This window comes from Gimesia sp., from assembly GCF_040219335.1.
Lineage (GTDB): Bacteria > Planctomycetota > Planctomycetia > Planctomycetales > Planctomycetaceae > Gimesia.
Window position 1 is genome coordinate 117,706 of the sequence record NZ_JAVJSQ010000026.1, and the last position, 17,801, is coordinate 135,506.

Annotated in this window: 16 protein-coding genes; 14 read left to right on the forward strand and 2 right to left on the reverse strand. The window is 51.9% G+C overall.

What is annotated here, in order from left to right; all coding sequences use genetic code 11:
- Nucleotides 1-45: 45 nt before the first annotated feature.
- Both RID21_RS20445 and ppk1 read left to right on the forward strand, forming a co-directional pair.
- Nucleotides 46-1,605 carry a Ppx/GppA phosphatase family protein gene (locus tag RID21_RS20445; protein WP_232102033.1) on the forward strand — a complete coding sequence of 520 codons (1,560 nt, stop codon included), beginning with the start codon at nucleotides 46-48 and terminating at the stop codon, nucleotides 1,603-1,605.
- Nucleotides 1,606-1,680: 75 nt separating this feature from the next.
- Complete coding sequence (ppk1, locus tag RID21_RS20450; RefSeq protein WP_350192064.1) at nucleotides 1,681-3,801, forward strand: polyphosphate kinase 1; 2,121 nt, start codon at nucleotides 1,681-1,683, stop codon at nucleotides 3,799-3,801.
- 592 nt (nucleotides 3,802-4,393) lie between these two features.
- Here ppk1 and RID21_RS20455 read toward each other — a convergent pair.
- Complete coding sequence (locus tag RID21_RS20455) at nucleotides 4,394-5,692, reverse strand: Gfo/Idh/MocA family protein (RefSeq protein ID WP_145043194.1); 1,299 nt, start codon at nucleotides 5,690-5,692, stop codon at nucleotides 4,394-4,396.
- Between the two features lie 662 nt (nucleotides 5,693-6,354).
- On the opposite strand from RID21_RS20455, the gene RID21_RS20460 reads away from it, so the two are divergent.
- The 3 genes from RID21_RS20460 (at nucleotide 6,355) to RID21_RS20470 (ending at nucleotide 8,430) form a co-directional block, all read left to right on the forward strand.
- A complete protein-coding gene (locus tag RID21_RS20460) occupies nucleotides 6,355-6,954 on the forward strand; it encodes a response regulator (protein ID WP_145190201.1) in 600 nt (199 codons plus the stop codon).
- 220 nt (nucleotides 6,955-7,174) lie between these two features.
- The gene (locus RID21_RS20465; RefSeq protein WP_194242461.1) at nucleotides 7,175-7,870 is read left to right on the forward strand and encodes a PIG-L deacetylase family protein; all 696 of its coding nucleotides are present in this window, start codon (nucleotides 7,175-7,177) and stop codon (nucleotides 7,868-7,870) included.
- Nucleotides 7,871-7,938: 68 nt separating this feature from the next.
- Entirely contained in the window at nucleotides 7,939-8,430 is a 492-nt protein-coding gene (locus RID21_RS20470) for a DinB family protein (RefSeq protein WP_350192066.1), read from the forward strand.
- Here the strand turns inward: RID21_RS20470 and RID21_RS20475 are convergent.
- On the reverse strand, nucleotides 8,427-9,464 hold the full coding sequence (locus RID21_RS20475) for a hypothetical protein (protein ID WP_350192068.1): 1,038 nt from the start codon (nucleotides 9,462-9,464) through the stop codon (nucleotides 8,427-8,429). The two genes, RID21_RS20470 and RID21_RS20475, sit on opposite strands and share 4 nt — an antisense overlap.
- Nucleotides 9,465-9,638: 174 nt before the next feature.
- Between RID21_RS20475 and RID21_RS20480 the strand changes: the two genes are divergently transcribed.
- From RID21_RS20480 to RID21_RS20520, 9 genes are all read left to right on the forward strand, one after another.
- A complete protein-coding gene (locus RID21_RS20480; protein WP_350192070.1) occupies nucleotides 9,639-10,025 on the forward strand; it encodes a globin domain-containing protein in 387 nt (128 codons plus the stop codon).
- 35 nt (nucleotides 10,026-10,060) lie between these two features.
- A complete protein-coding gene (locus RID21_RS20485) occupies nucleotides 10,061-10,468 on the forward strand; it encodes an HIT domain-containing protein (RefSeq protein ID WP_350192072.1) in 408 nt (135 codons plus the stop codon).
- A gap of 33 nt (nucleotides 10,469-10,501) precedes the next feature.
- Nucleotides 10,502-11,509 (forward strand): Gfo/Idh/MocA family protein, encoded by a 1,008-nt coding sequence (locus RID21_RS20490; protein WP_350192074.1) that lies wholly within the window; start codon nucleotides 10,502-10,504, stop codon nucleotides 11,507-11,509.
- A gap of 159 nt (nucleotides 11,510-11,668) precedes the next feature.
- On the forward strand, nucleotides 11,669-12,091 hold the full coding sequence (locus RID21_RS20495) for a cupin domain-containing protein (RefSeq protein WP_350192076.1): 423 nt from the start codon (nucleotides 11,669-11,671) through the stop codon (nucleotides 12,089-12,091).
- A gap of 170 nt (nucleotides 12,092-12,261) precedes the next feature.
- Nucleotides 12,262-12,717, forward strand: coding sequence for a hypothetical protein (locus tag RID21_RS20500; RefSeq protein WP_350192078.1), 456 nt, complete (start codon nucleotides 12,262-12,264; stop codon nucleotides 12,715-12,717).
- A gap of 56 nt (nucleotides 12,718-12,773) precedes the next feature.
- The gene (locus tag RID21_RS20505; RefSeq protein ID WP_350192080.1) at nucleotides 12,774-14,123 is read left to right on the forward strand and encodes a glutamine synthetase family protein; all 1,350 of its coding nucleotides are present in this window, start codon (nucleotides 12,774-12,776) and stop codon (nucleotides 14,121-14,123) included.
- Between the two features lie 163 nt (nucleotides 14,124-14,286).
- Entirely contained in the window at nucleotides 14,287-15,054 is a 768-nt protein-coding gene (locus RID21_RS20510; RefSeq protein ID WP_350192082.1) for a FadR/GntR family transcriptional regulator, read from the forward strand.
- 37 nt (nucleotides 15,055-15,091) lie between these two features.
- Complete coding sequence (locus RID21_RS20515) at nucleotides 15,092-16,510, forward strand: hypothetical protein (RefSeq protein WP_350192084.1); 1,419 nt, start codon at nucleotides 15,092-15,094, stop codon at nucleotides 16,508-16,510.
- 148 nt (nucleotides 16,511-16,658) lie between these two features.
- On the forward strand, nucleotides 16,659-17,792 hold the full coding sequence (locus RID21_RS20520) for a leucine-rich repeat domain-containing protein (RefSeq protein ID WP_350192086.1): 1,134 nt from the start codon (nucleotides 16,659-16,661) through the stop codon (nucleotides 17,790-17,792).
- Nucleotides 17,793-17,801 lie beyond the last annotated feature (9 nt).

Consider the following 17,801-nt stretch of genomic DNA (forward strand, 5'->3'; position numbering starts at 1 on the left):
TCCCCTCCAGCTGAGGCGAGTGGTGGATCCAGCCGACTGGAGTCCATGCCCAATCGTTTAATTGCTGTGATCGATATCGGCACCGGCGCCATCCGTATGGCGATTGCCGAGATCAAGGAAGACGGTACGGTCTATGCTCTGGAGCGTCTCTCTCAGGCGGTCACGCTGGGGAAGGATACTTTTCAGACGAGGAACATTCAGAAGTCGACGATGGAAGAATGCGTTCGTATTCTTAAAAGCTATCGCCGCCGTCTGGATGAATATCAGATCACCCGTGACGACCAGATTCGCGTGGTCGCTACCAGTGCGGTCCGGGAAGCAGACAACCGCCTGGCGTTCACCGACCGGATTTTCATCGCCACGGGGTTTGAAGTCTCACCGCTGGATGAAGCAGAGGTCAACCGAATCACGTATCAGGGGATCCGCCCCTACCTGACAGCGAAACCTAATCTGGATGAAGCTCAGACGATCGTCACCGAAATCGGTGGGGGAACAACAGAACTGCTGCTGGTCCAGGAAGGGAACGTGCTGTTCTCCAGTAACTACCGGTTGGGAGCACTCCGTCTGCGGGAGATGCTCAAAGGATACAGGGTGCCTCTTTCCAAAGAGCGAACGATCATGGAGAACCAGATCGAACGCGTGATTCAGCAGATCACCCACGAAGTCCCCGGAGACAAATCGATCAAACTGGTGGTGCTGGGAGGCGACGTCCGTTTTGCACTGGCACAACTGCGTCCCGACGATCAGATTCCCGATCCTGGTAATTCGCCTGACGAACTGGATCGCCTCAAAGTCTCGGAGTTAAGCAAGTTCACCGACCGGATTCTTCAGCAGAGCGAGGATGAGCTGGCACAGACTTACCACCTCTCCTTTACCGATGCAGAGACTCTGGGGCCAGCGTTGCTGGCCTATACCAAGCTGGCCGAGGCTTACCAGCAGAAACACATCTACGTCACCAAAGCGAACTTCCGCGATGGTCTGCTGAAAGAAATGGCTGACCAGAACAACTGGACTGACGAGTTCAATCAGCAGGTAATCCGCTCCTCAATCGACTTTGGGAAACGATTCGACTTCGACGAGGCCCATGCCCGGCATGTCGCGTTTCTGGCCGACACCCTGTTTCAGTCATTACACAACGAACATAAGCTGGACGCCAAAAACCGACTGCTGCTTTATACCGCTTCGCTGCTCCACGAGATCGGCATCTACGTCAACCAGCGCGGCTACCACAAACATTCCATGTACCTGATCAGCAACGGGAACCTGTTTGGTCTCGGTCAGGTCGATCTACTGCTGGTAGCGCTGATCGCCCGCTATCACCGGAGAGCTTCTCCCAAAGCGACTCACCAGGGATATTCCACTTTAGATCGTTTCAGCCGCATCGCGATCGCCAAGATGGCGGCCATCCTTCGCGTTGCCGACGCTCTGGATTATTCCTACTCCCAACGCGTACAGGAAATTGAATGTGAAATTACTCAGGGACAGTTAATTATTTCCATTCCCCATGTGGAAGACGTTTCCCTGGAACAGATCGCGCTCGTGGAAAAAGGACCATTATTCGAAGAAGTCTTCGGAATGAAAGTCCATTTGAGAAAAAAACAATAAGGAACATTCGGCAGCGGACTCGATATCACTGCCGATTGAGTCATCATCCATATCCAACAGGACATCAGTTTGCCCATGGCTTCGAATACTGCGAATTACCTGAACCGTGAATTAAGCTGGCTGGAATTCAATCAACGCGTTCTGGATGAAGCTCACGATCCGAGTATTCCCTTACTGGAACGTTTGAAATTTCTGGCCATCACCAGTTCCAATCTGGATGAGTTCTTTATGGTCCGCGTGGGTGGTTTGCACCTGCTGCAGGCCAGTGGTAATACGAGTACAGATCCCTCCGGAATGACCGCCAGAGAAACACTGGAAGCCATCAGTCTGCGCGCTCATCAGATGATGGTGGATCAGTATCAGTGTCTGTTGAAAGAGATTGAACCACCGCTGGCGGAGGCCGGCTTTCAACGCGTCAATCCCCTCGATCTTTCAGACTCACAACGGAGAATCGTGGAACACGTCTTTCGGGATGAGATCTATCCGGTCCTGACACCAATGGCCGTGACGCCGAATATGGATTTTCCTTACCTGGTCAACCACACCCTCAACATTGTGGTAAGACTGAGCCCCGATGAAAAAAGCAAAAAGCCCCGGGACCGGTTTGCCATCATCCCCTTCGGTCGCACTGATTTTCGTTTCATCACGCTCCCTTCGGAAGGCGGATACCAGTATCTGCCGATGGAAGAGGCCGTCTGTCTGTTTATCGAACATTTTTTCCGGGGTGAAGAGGTTCTGGAATGCATTCCTTTTCGCGTGACGAAAAACGCCGATGTCAGTCTGCAGGATGAGTTCGCTTCAGACCTGCTGCACCAGATGGAGGACATGCTCGATCAGCGAAAGCAGGGTGACTGTATTCGCCTGGAAATTGCCGAATCGGTTTCCGTCGAAACCCTGGAATTTCTGGAACGTGGTCTGGGGGTACTGGATGAAAACGTCTATCGCATTCCCGGCCCCCTGGATCTGACTGCGTTCATGCGACTGACCGATATTTCCGGCTTTGACAGCCAGAAGGATGCCAACTGGCCTCCTCAACCTTCTCCAGAAGTGAATCCGCGAATCAGTATGTTTGAAAACATTACCCGTCAGGACATTCTGCTCTGCCATCCTTACGAGAGCTTTGAGCCTGTGGTCCGGCTGGTAGAAGAAGCAGCCGTCGATCCCGATGTGCTCGCCATCAAACAGATTCTGTATCGTACGAGTAAACACAGCCCGATTGTGGCAGCCCTGATTCGCGCTGCCGAGCAGGGCAAGCATGTCACCGCGATCGTGGAACTCAAGGCCCGCTTTGACGAAGCCCGCAATATCGAATGGGCTAAAAACCTTGAGCATGCAGGGGTGCAGGTGATTTATGGAGTGAAAGGACTCAAGACACACGCCAAGATCTGCTGCATCATTCGTCGCGAGCCTCACGGGATTCAACGCTACATGCATTTTGGAACCGGTAACTATAACGATGCTACCGCCAAGATCTACAGCGACATCAGTTACTTCACATCTGACGAAGTGCTCGCCTCCGATGCGATCAACTTCTTCAATTCGATCACCGGATATTCGATTCCCCAGAAATATCAGAAGCTGGAAGCGGCTCCGATCAGTCTACGCGACAAACTGCTGGATATGATCCACCACGAAACGGAGCGAAAGAAACAGGGACAGAAAGCGCGGATCGTGGCCAAAATTAATTCTCTGGTCGATCCGGATATTATTGATGCCCTGTACGAGGCTTCTGAAGCCGGCGTGAAAGTCAAATTGAATATTCGCGGTATCTGCTGCCTGCGCCCGGGAGTTGCCAAGCTCAGTAAAAATATCGAAGTCGTGAGTATCATCGATCGTTTCCTGGAACATGCCCGGATTCTGTATTTTTATCATGGAGGCGATGAGCGGGTATTCATCTCCAGTGCAGACTGGATGCCGCGCAATCTTGATCGCCGGGTGGAACTGCTGGTTCCCATTGAAGAAGAAAACTGCCGGAACAAACTGATCAAAATTCTGAACTGTTATTTTGAAGACAACGCCAAGGCCCGGGTACTGAATGCTGACGGTGTCTATGAGCGGATCACGCCCAATAAGGAAAAGAATCTGGTGCGTTGTCAGGAAGTGCTGTACGACGAAGCCGTCACAGCCATCCGCCAGGCAGAGGTGGCCAGTCGGACCGTGTTCGAACCTCATATGGCACCGGAAGAACAAAAATAATAATTCCGAACCCCGCCTGCTGAATGAGTGTCAGTACACAGGAAAACAGTATTTTCGACGAGGGTCTGCAAATCAGATTCTACCCCCGATTGAATTACTGTCGAGATACAAAATCCTTATCTCATTCAAGCTGAATAAGTTAGGTTTTGAGGTAATTCCTGTTCTTGAGAAATTCCGCGTGAGGACAAGAAATCGGTATTGCCAGATCTCGGGTATTTGCAAAAATACCATTGTAGACTGTGTCGCACCCACGCAGTGCGACAGGACTGAAGCCTGTATTCTAATTGGAGCTACAGACCGATGATGAAACAGGGAGTTTTACAAAGAATAGGAGGTGATTGAGTGGACAGTTATTGTTGTAGCCAGAAAGGTGGTTGTTCTTAGCGACTACTGGCGGGTTGTCATCGGCAACCACCACTCGTGAGGATCACCTCGATCCAAACGAAATTGAACCGGAGGCTGATCTGCGGCAACGCGGATCAGCCTCTATTTTTTTGCCTGTTGAATTCATTTCATAGTGCGCACTAAAAAACAGCACTGAAGCCGGGCTCCAGTGCTGTTGATCGATTCAATAAACTGTATTTGTCGTAGATTAGACTTCGTTGGGTACGACAAACGGTTTGCGATACTGACGGGTCAGATACTTGTCTGCTTCCGGATCGTTTACAAACTGTTCGGTCTTCGGATCGAAGTTTAACTGCCGTCCCAGACGGTAAGCGATGTTACCGAGGTGAGCAATTCCGGAGCTCGTATGAGCGGTTTCAACCGGACCATTCAGCGTTTCGGCTTTCCGGGAACGAACGGCGTCCAGGAAATTGGTGAAGTGAGCTACAACAGGATCGTCGCCGCTGTTCTTCGGACCGGGTTCCCGTTTCTGGCCGAGATAGGTTTCATAGGATTTATAACCTTTGATGACCATGTAGCCTTCTGAACCGTAGAAGATATTACCAACGGTGGCACCATCTTCCGTGTTCGTGCACCAGGGACGAACTTCGAACTGAATCATTTTGTTCTCTTCCGGATAGAAGTAGTTCGTTGTCAGTAGTTCCGGAGTGACTTTATCATCGTCCCAGAGGAACTTGCCCCCCATGGCAGTGATCTGAGAAGGCAGTTTCACGTCCAGCCCCCAGAGACACATGTCGGTTTCGTGCACTCCCTGGTTGCCGACATCGCCGTTACCGTAATCCCAGGTCCAGTGCCAGTTGTAGTGCACGTAACGACGTGAGAAATCGGTTTCCTGAGCAGGTCCCTGCCAGAGATTCCAGTCGAGGTAGGAAGGTGCCTTTTCATTCGGCTTTTTACCGATCGAAGGACGCCAGCGGAAGACCAGGCCACGCGCCATGTAGACATCTCCGATCGTTCCTTTGCGGAGATGTTCGACGGCTTCCTGAATCGCAGGCTGGCTGCGTAACTGAACGCCGTGCTGGACGATGCGTTTATATTTGTCAGCCGCTTCAATCATCTTGCGACCTTCGAACAGGTTATGCGAACCCGGTTTTTCGACATAAACGTCTTTACCAGCCTGACAGGCCCAGATGGTGGCCAGCGAGTGCCAGTGGTTGGGGGTCGCTACAGTCACGACATCGATGTCATCGCGATCAAAGACCTTTCGCATATCGGTCTCTGTTTCCACCTTGCGACCGTATTTCTTTTCGAATTCGGCAGCCCGTTTCGCAAGAACCTGTTCATCAGGGTCGCAGAGCAGAACAACATCAGCTCCTTCGACATCGCCGACGGCTTTGATGTGTGTACGTCCGCGACCGTTGACTCCCAATACGGCGACTCGGATTTTTCCATTCACATCGGCACGGGCGGTATTGCTCAGCAGCGAAGTTGCTGCCACTGCACCGGCGCTGGTTTGCAGAAAACTGCGACGTGTGACTTCACTCATTTGTATTCCCTTATCTGTTTGATGAAACGCATTTGAGACAGATTCAGATCCGCTTCAGAAGTAAAATTGTTCAACCTATAATCCTAAGCCCCCCCTCTGGCAAAGTCCAGACAGAGTCCCGCTTTGGCGGGCAATCACCTCCCAGAATTTTCGGAAAAAAGTGGGGATTATTCTGCGGTCTGATGTTGTCCCAAAGCAACATTTCCTTAGCAGTAGAAAATCGCTGATTTCAGGCACATTATGACAGGTCCGTTAAACAGACAGAGTGAATGTTGCATTAGGGCTTCAAACCTGAATGGAAATGAACAGTTAATGTGGCATTTCCTGGTGATTCGGAAGCTGTAACGAGAACCGAAAACAGGCTTACGCTGAGAAATATGTGATATAGTTTTTGCGGACACATCATGCAAAACACTTTAAATCACAACCTGTTCGAGTTCAAAAAACACCGCAAGCGGCCTGCTGGCTGGCTGCCAGGTTGTGATTTGCGATTGAACACTCCCTCCCACCAGAGTCGAGTGTTTTTTCATGGAGTTTCCCCCTGTTTTTCGCAGAGTGCGAGCGAGTAGAAAGAATTCACTGCGAAAGGAATGACAGTTTCAGTTTTTTAAAAGTGGATGAAACGGAAAAAACGAATTCACCCCTGATCGAGAATTGCGCCTATGAAAGTATTAGTTGTTGATGATGTTGGATATACCTGTTATGTGCATACCAGGTTACTTGAAGAGCTGGGCTATGAAGTCATCTGTGCCTCTTCCGGTTTTGAAGCCCTTTCCATCCTGGAACAGGACAGCGAGATCAAAATCGTGTTCTCGGAACTGGTAATGCGTGAGCTGGACGGTCTGGATCTGTTCCTCAAGGTACAGAAACAGGAGCGTTATAACGACGATGGCCAACTCGAAGCCCCCATGTATTTCCTGATGACGTCGATCCAGCCCGGTAACCAGACTCAGAATCGGCAACAGGAACGACTGGAACTGGCCAAGAAACTGGGGATCACCGGCGTCATTTACAAAACCCGTGACCGGGAAGAACTCAAGCAGGCGTTCGCCCATAATCTGAAAAGTGCCCTGGGTGAGCTGTCGGAAGCAACGCCGGTCGACATTTACACTCCCGCGCAAAACCTGTGTGAAGCAGTCAAAGATATTATTGAAACCAAAAACCTCGAGGCAGCTGAGGAACTGTTTGACCTGATCATTGCCCAGTCCGAATACCTTGAGTTTTTCATTAACAGTTCCAGCAAACGCGCGGAACTGGCATAACCTCCCGCCCGCTTAAAAAACGTCCTGCCTAAACTACTCGATCAGGCGCACTCTGATCAACCAGGCCCGGCCAGAACACTGTTTCTGGTCGGGCTCCTTCTTTTTCTATACCGCCCTTATTCATAGCGACCACAGCCCTGCTCAGGTATGATCAGATACGACATTCAAACGGATGTGGTTCTGTTATTTCAACGATTCCTTCGAAGGGAGTATCTCGGACATGGCTGATCAGAAAACACTACTCGCCATCGGAGCCCACTTTGATGACTGCGCTTACGGCGTCCCCGGGATCATGCTGCAGGCGGTTGCCAAGAACTACCGTGTGGTACAGCTGATTCTGATCGGCGACTACAGTAACTGGCCCCCGACCAAGGGACGGGAAGCGGAGTTTAAAGAGGGAGTCGTCCGCATTGCCCGGGACTACGGCATTGAAACCCGTTATCTGGATTTTGCCTCACATCGGTATGACACCAATCAGGCAACCAAAGAAAAAGTGGCTGCTGCGGTACTCGACATCAAACCGGACATCGCATTGCAGCTCTGGGAATTCGATCATCACCACGACCACACAGTGGCCTCCCAGTTGAGTAAAATCGCCTTGAATCATGGAGGACGGGTTCTGAACGAAGATCGGTTCAGAGGACCGCGCAAGATTTATCACTACGATAACGGTCCGGGCCATACCATCGGGTTTGAACCCGATACATTCGTGGATGTGACGGATTACTGGGAGAAATCCCAGGAATGGCTGGGACGTTATATGGCATTACAACGCAACGTCGAGTACGATCCCGCACAATCCAACGGAGCCCTGCAGGGAAAAGAGAACCTGGCCCGCTACCGCGGTCAGACCTGTCGTGTCAAGTTTGCCGAAGCGCTCTGGGCGCCGCGCAAACAACCCGTGGAAATTCTCTAACCGTCGCTTTTCAATAATCGTATTTACTCGAATCTGAATACATCCTGCTTGATAGTGAGAACCATATAATGAGCCTGGCAGAACACATTACCGCAGCCCTGCAACTTCCGACCACAGTCGTCAACATGTACCTGGATGATCTGACCGACGCGGAACTACTGGTGAGACCCGCAGAGAACATGAACCACATCGCCTGGCAATTGGGGCACCTGATCCAGAGTGAGCATATGCATGTATCTGAAGTCGCCCCCGATGCGATGCCTGCGCTGCCTGAAGGATTTACGGAACGACACACCAGAGAAACCGCTGCCAGTGATGAGCCGGGAGACTTCCTGAGTAAAGCCGAATATCTCCAGCTGATGCACGAGCAGCGCGAAGCCAGTTCAAAGCTGCTGGCGACACTGAGTGATGAGCAACTATCGCAACCAGCGCCGGAAAAAGTGAACTACCTGGGACCAACGGTCGGTTGTATTTTTGCAGGAGAAGCGACGCACTGGATGATGCACGCCGGCCAGTGGGCGGTTATACGTCGCCAGTTGGGGAAAGCGCCACTGTTTTAATCGGCCTTCTCCACCACCGGTTCCTTGAAGGGTTCTGGTTGGATCCAGCGGACGTACTGACGGGGTCCCTGCGGTAATTTGATCTGCTGGCCGGGGGGAGTATTTACCGTCATACCGTAAAGGTATCCGTTCATGTCGCCTACCAGCGCGGTATGCAGAATTCGATTCTGCGGATTAAGGTGCGTGATCAGAGTCAACCGGCCGTTGAGGGCAGACGCGATCTGTAAATCTCCCGAGTGAGTTTCCTGGAACTTCAACTCGCGGGCAAACCGATCGCGCATGCGGCCCGTCGCGCGGTAAGTACCTCCCGTCGGGCCGATGACCTTCTTGCCCTGGAAGAGTACGTTGCGGTCATCATAACAGATCACAATCAGGCAGCGTTTCTCGTCTCCCTGCAGCCAGTTCAGAAACTTCTGACCATGCTGATCCACCACACTGAATGAATAGTTCGCATCCAGAAACAGAAACCGATCGACCTGTTCAGAAATCTGGTCTGCGCCATTGAGAAATCCCCACATAAAGCTGCCGCCTCCACTGTGACAGGCCAGCGTGAGTCGTGGTGTCTTCACCGGAATCTCAGACAGAATGCTGCGAATGATGTTCTGAATCAGCGCAGGATTATCCGGGTGACGGGCCCGCCAGCGTGGCCAGCTGAGGCCTTCCGCTTCCAGGCAGACCAGGATCAGATTCTCCCGGGGATTCCAGGCCTGCCACTGGCGGTGCTGAGCGGCAATCTGCTGGATCTCAAAATGCCAGTCACGTCCTTCCTGTTTTTGACACCCCAGAGTCTGTTCGATCGTATTTCCATTGGGAGTCGCGAAGAACACAACGCGAGTCGGCTTCTCGACTGCAATGCGACGGGGCAGCGGAGCGACGATGATGGCACGCACTTCGGGCTTTAGATGCTGATACGAGATCTGCTCTTCAAACCAGGGGCTGGCAGTAAAGTTCTTCCAGACTGGTTCTCCCGCTCCCAGTTCAGAGTGACACGTTAAAACAAAGAGAGTCAACAGACAACAGATTCGGGAGTACATCACTTCTCCACTGAAATGACTTTAAGAGTGCATCCAGCTCAGAACTACGGGAGGGTAGGAATCTGAACCCGTAAATCCTAAGATACACAAATTCGACGGCAGGCCCTACTACGTTCTGCCAAATTTTAAGTACAGAGAGAAATATACGGCACCATAGAGGAAACGCGAAGCTCGATGAATCAGATCGCACTGGAAGAAATCTTTGATCACCTGGGAGAAGCCCATCTGGAGCAGTTGATCGCTGCCTTTTATCGTCGAGTGAAAACGGACGACATTCTGAACCCTATGTACCCGCAGGATGATCTGGCTGGCGCAGAATATCGCCTGAAAGAATTTCTGGTATATCGTCTCGGTGGCCCCCAGCGTTATTTAAAGGAGCGGGGACATCCTGCTCTCCGTATGCGTCACGCACCGTTTGCGATCAACCAGAGTGCCCGAGATCGCTGGATGGAGCTGATGACTGCCGCCATGACTGAGACAGAAGTTCCCGTGGAAATTCGCCAGACTCTGGAAATGTTTTTCGACCAGATGGCAACCTTTCTGATCAACCGGGCCGGTTAAACAAGTAAAGTATGGTTCATGAAAAAGGAATTCCCATGGAACTGGATGCACGCCTGCAGGCAGACTGCCACCCCATCTGTGAGCTGACGGAATCGCGACTGCTATTGATGAACAATGCGCTGGTCGACTGGTTCATTCTGGTTCCCCACTGCGAGGAAATTGAGCTGACGCAACTCTCCTTCGTACAGCAGACCGCAATTCTGAACGAGGTGAATCTGGTTGCCCGTTACCTGCAACAACACTGTGAACCGGATAAATTGAATATCGCCACGCTGGGCAATGTGGTCAGTCAGTTGCATATTCATGTGATTGGGCGGAAACATACTGATCCTTACTGGCCGGCTCCCGTCTGGGGACAGTCTGAACGACTCGACTATACGGAAACACAAGTCGAACAGATCAGACAGAGTTTCACTGAATTCGTTCAGCAGGAAAATCAATAACTCAACCTTCTCTTTTAAACATCGAGCTACAGCATGTCACAATCACCAGTACGCATCGGAGTTCTCGGCTTAATTCATGACCACGTCTGGGATCATCTGCCCCAGCTGGCACATTCTGAAAATGCGGAGCTCGTGGGAGCCTGCGATACCAATCAGGCCTTGCGGGAACGCATTCAGAGCGAATTTGGATGCCCCGTTTATGAAACACCTGAAGAACTATTGAGCGAACAGGAGCTGGATGGCGTCTTCATTTTCAGCAGTAACAAAGCAGGGGCGGAACTGACACTACTGGCCTTGGAACGGGGGCTGCACGTGATGATCGAAAAGCCGATGGCTGCGAGTCTCGCGCAGGCTGAAGCGATGCTGGCTGCAGCTCAAGCAAAAGATCTGTGCCTGATGGTCAACTGGCCTTTCGCCTGGTGGCCCCAGATGCAACATGCGATTGCCTTTGCCAAAGCGGGTGGCATCGGAGACCTCTGGCAGGTGAAATACCGGGCCGCCCATGCCGGTCCCAAAGAACTGGGCTGCAGCGATTATTTCTGTGATTGGCTGTTTAATCCAGAGCTGAATGGTGCCGGCGCCATGATGGATTACTGTTGTTACGGCTGTGTCCTGGCCAGTAATCTGCTGGGAGAACCGGATTCAGTCACCGGCCTGGGAGGACAGTACCGCCCTGCCCCGCTTGGAGTAGAAGACAATGCGCTAATTGTCATGCAGTACCCGCATGGCATAGCAACCGCGGAAGGGTCGTGGTCACAAGTCGGTAAACTGACAGCTTACGCAACTGCGATCTATGGCACCGAGGGAACCTTGATTGTCGAACCGCATAAAAAAGGAAGACTGATGCTGGCTACCGAGGAAGAACCTCTGGGAACAGAGGTCAAAGTCGAATGTCCAGTGCTTACCCTGCAGACAGCGACTGAACATTTTGCACATTGTATCCGGACCGGTGAAACGCCCTGGGAATTGTGTGATCCCAAAATCAGCCTGTCAGCGCAGCAGATTCTGGAGAGAGGTGTGCAGCAGATGCAGCAAAGTTAGCGGCTTCTCGGCTCCTTTGGGGAATCACCCCTTTTCTGTACGCGTCTGGAGCCTTACAATAAATACAGGCACCCGCCAGCTTTACGGTTTGCGTGCCTGATTCGGTAATCCTGCTGGATTACTGAAGAAGCCATAGACTCTAACAGAAGGATAGCAGTCATGACACTTTCACATGCCAAAGCGGGTGAAGTGGTTGACATAAGCCCGCTGGGGGCTGATCTGGAGTCAGCTAAAACCACCACGCTGGTCAAAACGGAAGAGTTTCAGATCATTCGCCTGGTTTTGCAGGCTGGTAAATCCCTGCCTGAGCACACAGCGCCCGGCATTATCACCATTCAATGCCTCGAAGGCCGCGTGAAATTCAACTGTCTGGGTGAATCACATGAGCTGACCGCAGGCAGGTTATTGCATCTACCTCACGCTGAACCCCATGCGGTTGAATGTCTGGAATCCGCATCGCTGCTGTTGACGATCATCTCCGACATGTCAGGCAAGCGTCCCATGAATGCCATTGATGAGGCGGCAGATGAATCCTTTCCAGCGAGTGATCCTCCCGCCTGGAACGCAGGTAAGAGAATCTGACCCCCAGGCCATGCTGCTCACATTGGAGCCTTGAGAAGTGGATTGTGAAAATTCACTGATTCACCTTTCCAGAATCTGAATGAATCTTTTAGAATTCAGTCAGGCCCTGCGATCTGTTTGGATAAACCGCAGGCGCCATTCTTTCCTGAGGCACCATTGGAGGAGCAGCTATGCGCAATATCCTGTTAATCATCGTCTGTGGAGTTCTGGTCACCAGTAGTGGAGATCGCCACTCAACTCTTTCTCCCGCCAGCGCCACTGAGTTGGCTCCTGTAACAGCAAAGAACCAGCAGAAAAATCCCGCGCAGGAAAAAGTGTCTCAGTTCATGCAGGCCAAACTGGATAGTTCCAAAGAGGTTCTGGAAGGCATGATGACGGAGGACTTCCAACAGATCCAGAAAGGCGCACAAAAGCTGATTGACATGAGTAACGCGACTCAGTGGCAAGTCGTGGAAGGTCCGGTTTTCGCTCAACAGAGTGCCGAGTTTCGCAATGCCGCCAAAGAGCTGCAGAATTATGCGAAAAAGAAAAATATTGATGGAGTGTCGCTCAGCTATCTGCATCTGACGATGACCTGCATCGCCTGCCATAAACAGATTAAAAAGACGGCAGTTGTGATGCGCTAACTCATGGCATCGGTCCTTTTCACTCTAATATCACTTCTGAGAACAGAGAGACGCAGATGCAGCGCGATCTACTGGAAAAACAGCTGCGGGAATACAACGTTGAACTGGTGCGGGCGATTTATGTCGGCCCCGATGGCATCGCGCGAGGCAAAGCGTTTCCGCCCGGTAGTATCGATGATGTGCTCGCACATGGTCTGGGCCTGACACAGGCCCAGGCTTCGGTGACGGTCTTCGATCACCTGCCTCCGGAAAGCCAGTTTCAACCTGTTGGTGAAGTACGGATTTGTCCTGACATCAATACCTTTCAGGTGCTCCCTTACCTGCCAGGCCATGCGCGGATGATCTCTAACCTGAATACGATCCAGGGAGATCCCTGGGAACTCTGTCCGCGACATTTACTGCAGACGTTTCTCGACAGACTTTCTGAACGGGGACTGGTCCTCAGGGCAGCCTTTGAAAACGAGTTTACGATCTATCGTAATGTGAATGGCAACTGGGAGCCCCTCGATCAGACGAACTGCTTCAGTTCCGCAGCCATGGATATGGCCAGCCCCTACATACTGCCAATCCTCTCTGCACTGGAACAGCAGGGCGTGCAGGTTGAGAAGTATTACCCGGAAGCGGGCCATGGTCAGCATGAAATCCCCATTCGTCATCAGGCCGGCATGCTTTCTGCAGACCAGCAGGTCATTTTCAAAGAAACCGTGCGCGGTGTCGCCCTGGCGAATGATTTCCGGATTTCCTTTATGCCCAAAGCCTCACCTGATTCAGCCGGAAATGGCTGTCATATCCATTTCAGCCTCTGGGATAAAGAGAGCGAACAGAATCTGTTCTACGATCCCAATGCCGCTTTTGGACTATCAGAGCTGGCGCTGCAGTTCACAGCAGGAGTTCTGAATCACCTGCCGGCAGTCATGGCGTTTACCGCACCGACCACCAATTCCTACAGTCGATTTGTCGAACGTTGCTGGAGTTCCTGTTATGCCTCCTGGGGACCTGACAATCGCGAAGCAACACTCCGTGCTGCTTCCGGATTTCTGGGACAGGAATCCGCCACTGTCAATGTAGAATTCAAACCCTCTGATCCGACATGCAATCCTTACCTGGCGCTCTCAGCGCTGCTCTGTGCCGGTCTGGACGGAATCGACCAGGGTGCATCTCCCGGTGAACCAGTCATGACCGATCCGGCATTATTGAGCGAAGCGGAACGAGAATCGCGCGGCATGAGGCGTTATCCCTCTGATCTGTCGGTATCGTTATCTGCCCTGGAAGCAGACCCCCTGTTTCAACGCCACTTTGGTAAATCACGGATTCAAGATTACCTCACAATGAAGCGCGCAGAGATTGAAATGATCAATTCACTGGAGCACGCCGCTGAACAGACAGCCTATCTGTTCCGCTTTTAAACACTCACATGCCTGTATCGATAACCACTAACTCTGCAGACTTTTTTCGTGGTTCAGTTGATTTTCTATTAATTTCTCATCAGCATATGATTACTCGATGACGCTCACTCAACTGTGCCCCACCAGAGCCTTTCACTCCCCGTTGAACCTTGAGAAGTGAAGCATGCCAGATCCGACTGACCTATTGAACTCTGACAGCTGGGCAACCTCTTTTCCCAAAAGCTCAGAAATTGCAGAACAGATCTGCCTCCGCATCCAGAGAGAGAAGCTGGTACCCGGCAGTTATCTGGGAACTGTGGAAAAGCTGACCGAAGAATTCGGCGTGTCTCGATCAGTCATTCGTGAAGCCATCGGAAACTTACGCGGGCTGGGAGTCATCACCGGCCGCCCCAAAGTGGGCCTTTCCGTGGCAGAGGGAGATATTCAATCAGTTTTGCGCAAAGTTCTGGTTCCTCAGACAACGTGTGAAAAAGGCTGGCGGGAAGTGGCCCAGTTGCGCGTGGTGATCGAGCTCGGTTCCCTTCCGATGGTAATTCAGAATATCACGGACTTACAACTGGATCGGCTGCAGGAGATCGTTGACGAGCAACATCTGCTGCTGGAGAACGATCAGCTGTCAGACGGACTGCTCCTGAAAAAGTTTGTCGAAAAAGATCTGTTGTTCCACGAAGCCCTTCTGCAGGCTGCCAACCAGGAACTGATCACCCAGTTCCATCAGGTATTGATGAAGTATTTCCAACAGGGAATCGACTTCTTCCCGTTACCGACATTCCAGATGGTTGACGAACATCAGACCGTCGTTGATGCGCTCCGGGATCGCGACTGCAATTTAGCCATCCAGAGTCTGACAGCACATCTGAAACCGATTCATTCGATGCTGAATACACTCGAAGTTTCAGATACATCCCCGGCTGACGATTCCTTCGAGTAAATTCATTCTGCCCCAACCAGAGACGAGGTCCGCCACCATGAAGATCCTCTGCCTGTGTGCTGTTTTGCTGCTTCCTGCCTGGTCAGTTGTTTTCGCTGAAGAGCCGGTTCGCGAGATTGGTTCCCGCCGGGAACTGTTTGTCGATCGTTTTCTGGTCGGTGAGTTGATCGACGCAGAACTCAAGCTGCACACACCACAGCTCATGCCGGCAGTTGATCCGCCACGTCCGCACGGCCATTATGCCACGGTTCTCAAAGCAGATGATCAATTTCAATTTTATTATCGGGGCGATACCCAGCCGGGCAATCATTGGAAAAAAGGCTGGGAACAATATCACGACGGCGAAGTCACGCTGTATGCGGAAAGTAAGGATGGGATTCACTGGACTCTGCCAGATCTGGAGATCTACCCGGATCATCCCACTTTCCCTGCGGGTAACGTCGTTCTGATGAATGAATTTCTGGTGAATCACAACTTCACTCCCTTCATCGATACCCGACCCGGTGTACCTGAGACCGAAAAATATAAGGCGCTGGGTGGGCTCGCTTATCAGCCGAATCAGCATCTCGAAGTCCGCAAACGCCGAGGACCGGGGGGTCTGAAAGCGTTTGTCTCACCGGATGGAATTCACTGGAAACCGCTGCAGGCGGAACCGGTGATCCCGGAGGCGTGGGGCAAGTACTTCGATTCACAGAACTACGCTTTCTGGTCTGAGAGCGAGCAGGCATACGTCTGTTATTTCAGACGTTTCATCAAAGGTTATCGAGGCATTGCCCGTACCACGTCTCAGGACTACATTCACTGGACTCCCTTCCAGGAAATGCACGCCAATCTTCCCAACGAACATCTCTATACCCCCTGCACGCAGCCCTACTTTCGTGCGCCGCACATTTACTTCGCCCTCCCCACCCGCTTCATGGCCAAGCGCGGTTCTGCAACCGACATTCTCTTTATGAGTGCCCGCGGTGCTGCTCCCTTCGATCGGGAATTCACCCAGTCATTTATTCGCCCCGGGATTGGTCAGAATGGCTGGGCGAACCGTGCGAACTACGCCGCGATCGGCATACATCAGACCGGCCCTGCAGAGATGTCACTGTTCCTGACAGGCGGCCGACGTTATACACTCAGGTTGGACGGTGTCGCCTCCCTCAATGCCCCGCTGGAAGGGGGGACGCTGATCACCAAACCGCTGATCTTCACAGGTCACGAACTGGAGATCAATTACTCAACCAGTGCTGCCGGACAGATTCAGGTGGAAATCCAGGATCCTGAAGGAAATCCCCTGCCCGGCTTCGCGCTGGCCGACTGCGAACCGATTTATGGCGACCATATTGCCCGTACCGTGCGTTGGAAGGATGGGACTGATGTTTCCTCACTCTCGGGAAAGCCGGTCCGTCTGCGCTTTGTGATGCACGATGCCGACCTCTATGCTTTGAAATTCAATCCCGCCCAGTAGTGTGGAGCCCCACCAAACTCTTGTACCTGCGCCAGATTTATACAAAAAACGGAAATGCAGTCTTGCCATCGGTTTTGAGTCTTCCTGAGAGTCGGTATGCTTAGGGTCAGAAGACTTTTTTTGCTACTTATGCTTGAAGGATCAAACCATGAAACCAATTCGAGAAGCGATGATTCTCGTTTGCTGCCTTACCCTGATCAACGGTTGTGCGAAACAGGGAGAAGTCGAGAAGCCGGCCTCCCAAGAAACAGCACAAACCGAACAGGCGACTCAAGAAACTCTGGAAGCCAGCGTTCCCGAGAGTGAGCTCAAAGCGGCTGAATCCCTCAAAGCCGCTGGTGCGAAACTGAAACTGGATAAAGACGGCTATGTCATCGAGGTCAATCTGCGCGGCACCGTAATCGATGATGCCAAAGCACTCGAGGCGATCACCCAGTTAACGCGACTGCGATCGCTGCTGTTCAATGAAACACCGTTGAATGATGCGGTTCTCGAACTCGTGGGTCAGGTCAAATCGCTGGAAAATCTGGATGCACGTGACTGCTCATTAACCAATAAGTCGATCACTTACCTGACGGGGCTCTCCAAGCTCAAAGCACTCCGTCTGTCAGGCAATGAAGACATCGATGATGAAGCCATGCCGAACATCAACAAGCTGACCAACCTCAAAGCGCTGATGCTCGACTTCCTCTGGGTCAGCGACGATGGCCTGACTCAGTTGAAAGATCTCCAGAAACTGGAAGAAATCTACCTCGCGAAAACACTGATTGATGACAAAGCGCTGCAGACACTGACCACGTTTCCCAAGCTGAAAAAAATCCGCCTGGCACAAAATCAGATCTCCAATGAAGGACTGGCGGCCCTCGCGAAAATTCCACAGTTGGTTGAACTGGACCTGAGCGAGAACAGCCTCCTCTCCGACCCCGGTATGCAGCACCTCTCCGGTCTGAAAGAAATGCAGAAACTGAATCTCTGGCGCGTCGCGCTGACCGACGAGGGCATCAAGCCGTTACAGGGTCTGACCAAAATGAAGTGGCTCAACCTGGACAACACACAGGTCACCGATGCCGGGCTGAAATATCTCAAAGACATGCATCAGCTCGAATTTCTGCACCTGGGTTCTACCCCTGTGTCTGATGCGGGGTTACCGGCACTGGAAGGACTGACCAGCCTCAAAGAGCTGACGGTCACCCGGACGGCGGTCTCTGAAGCAGGCGTCCAAGAACTGAAAAAGAAACTGCCGAATACTAAAATTCAGCTGAAATACATTCCCGGCGAGTAATTTAATCAG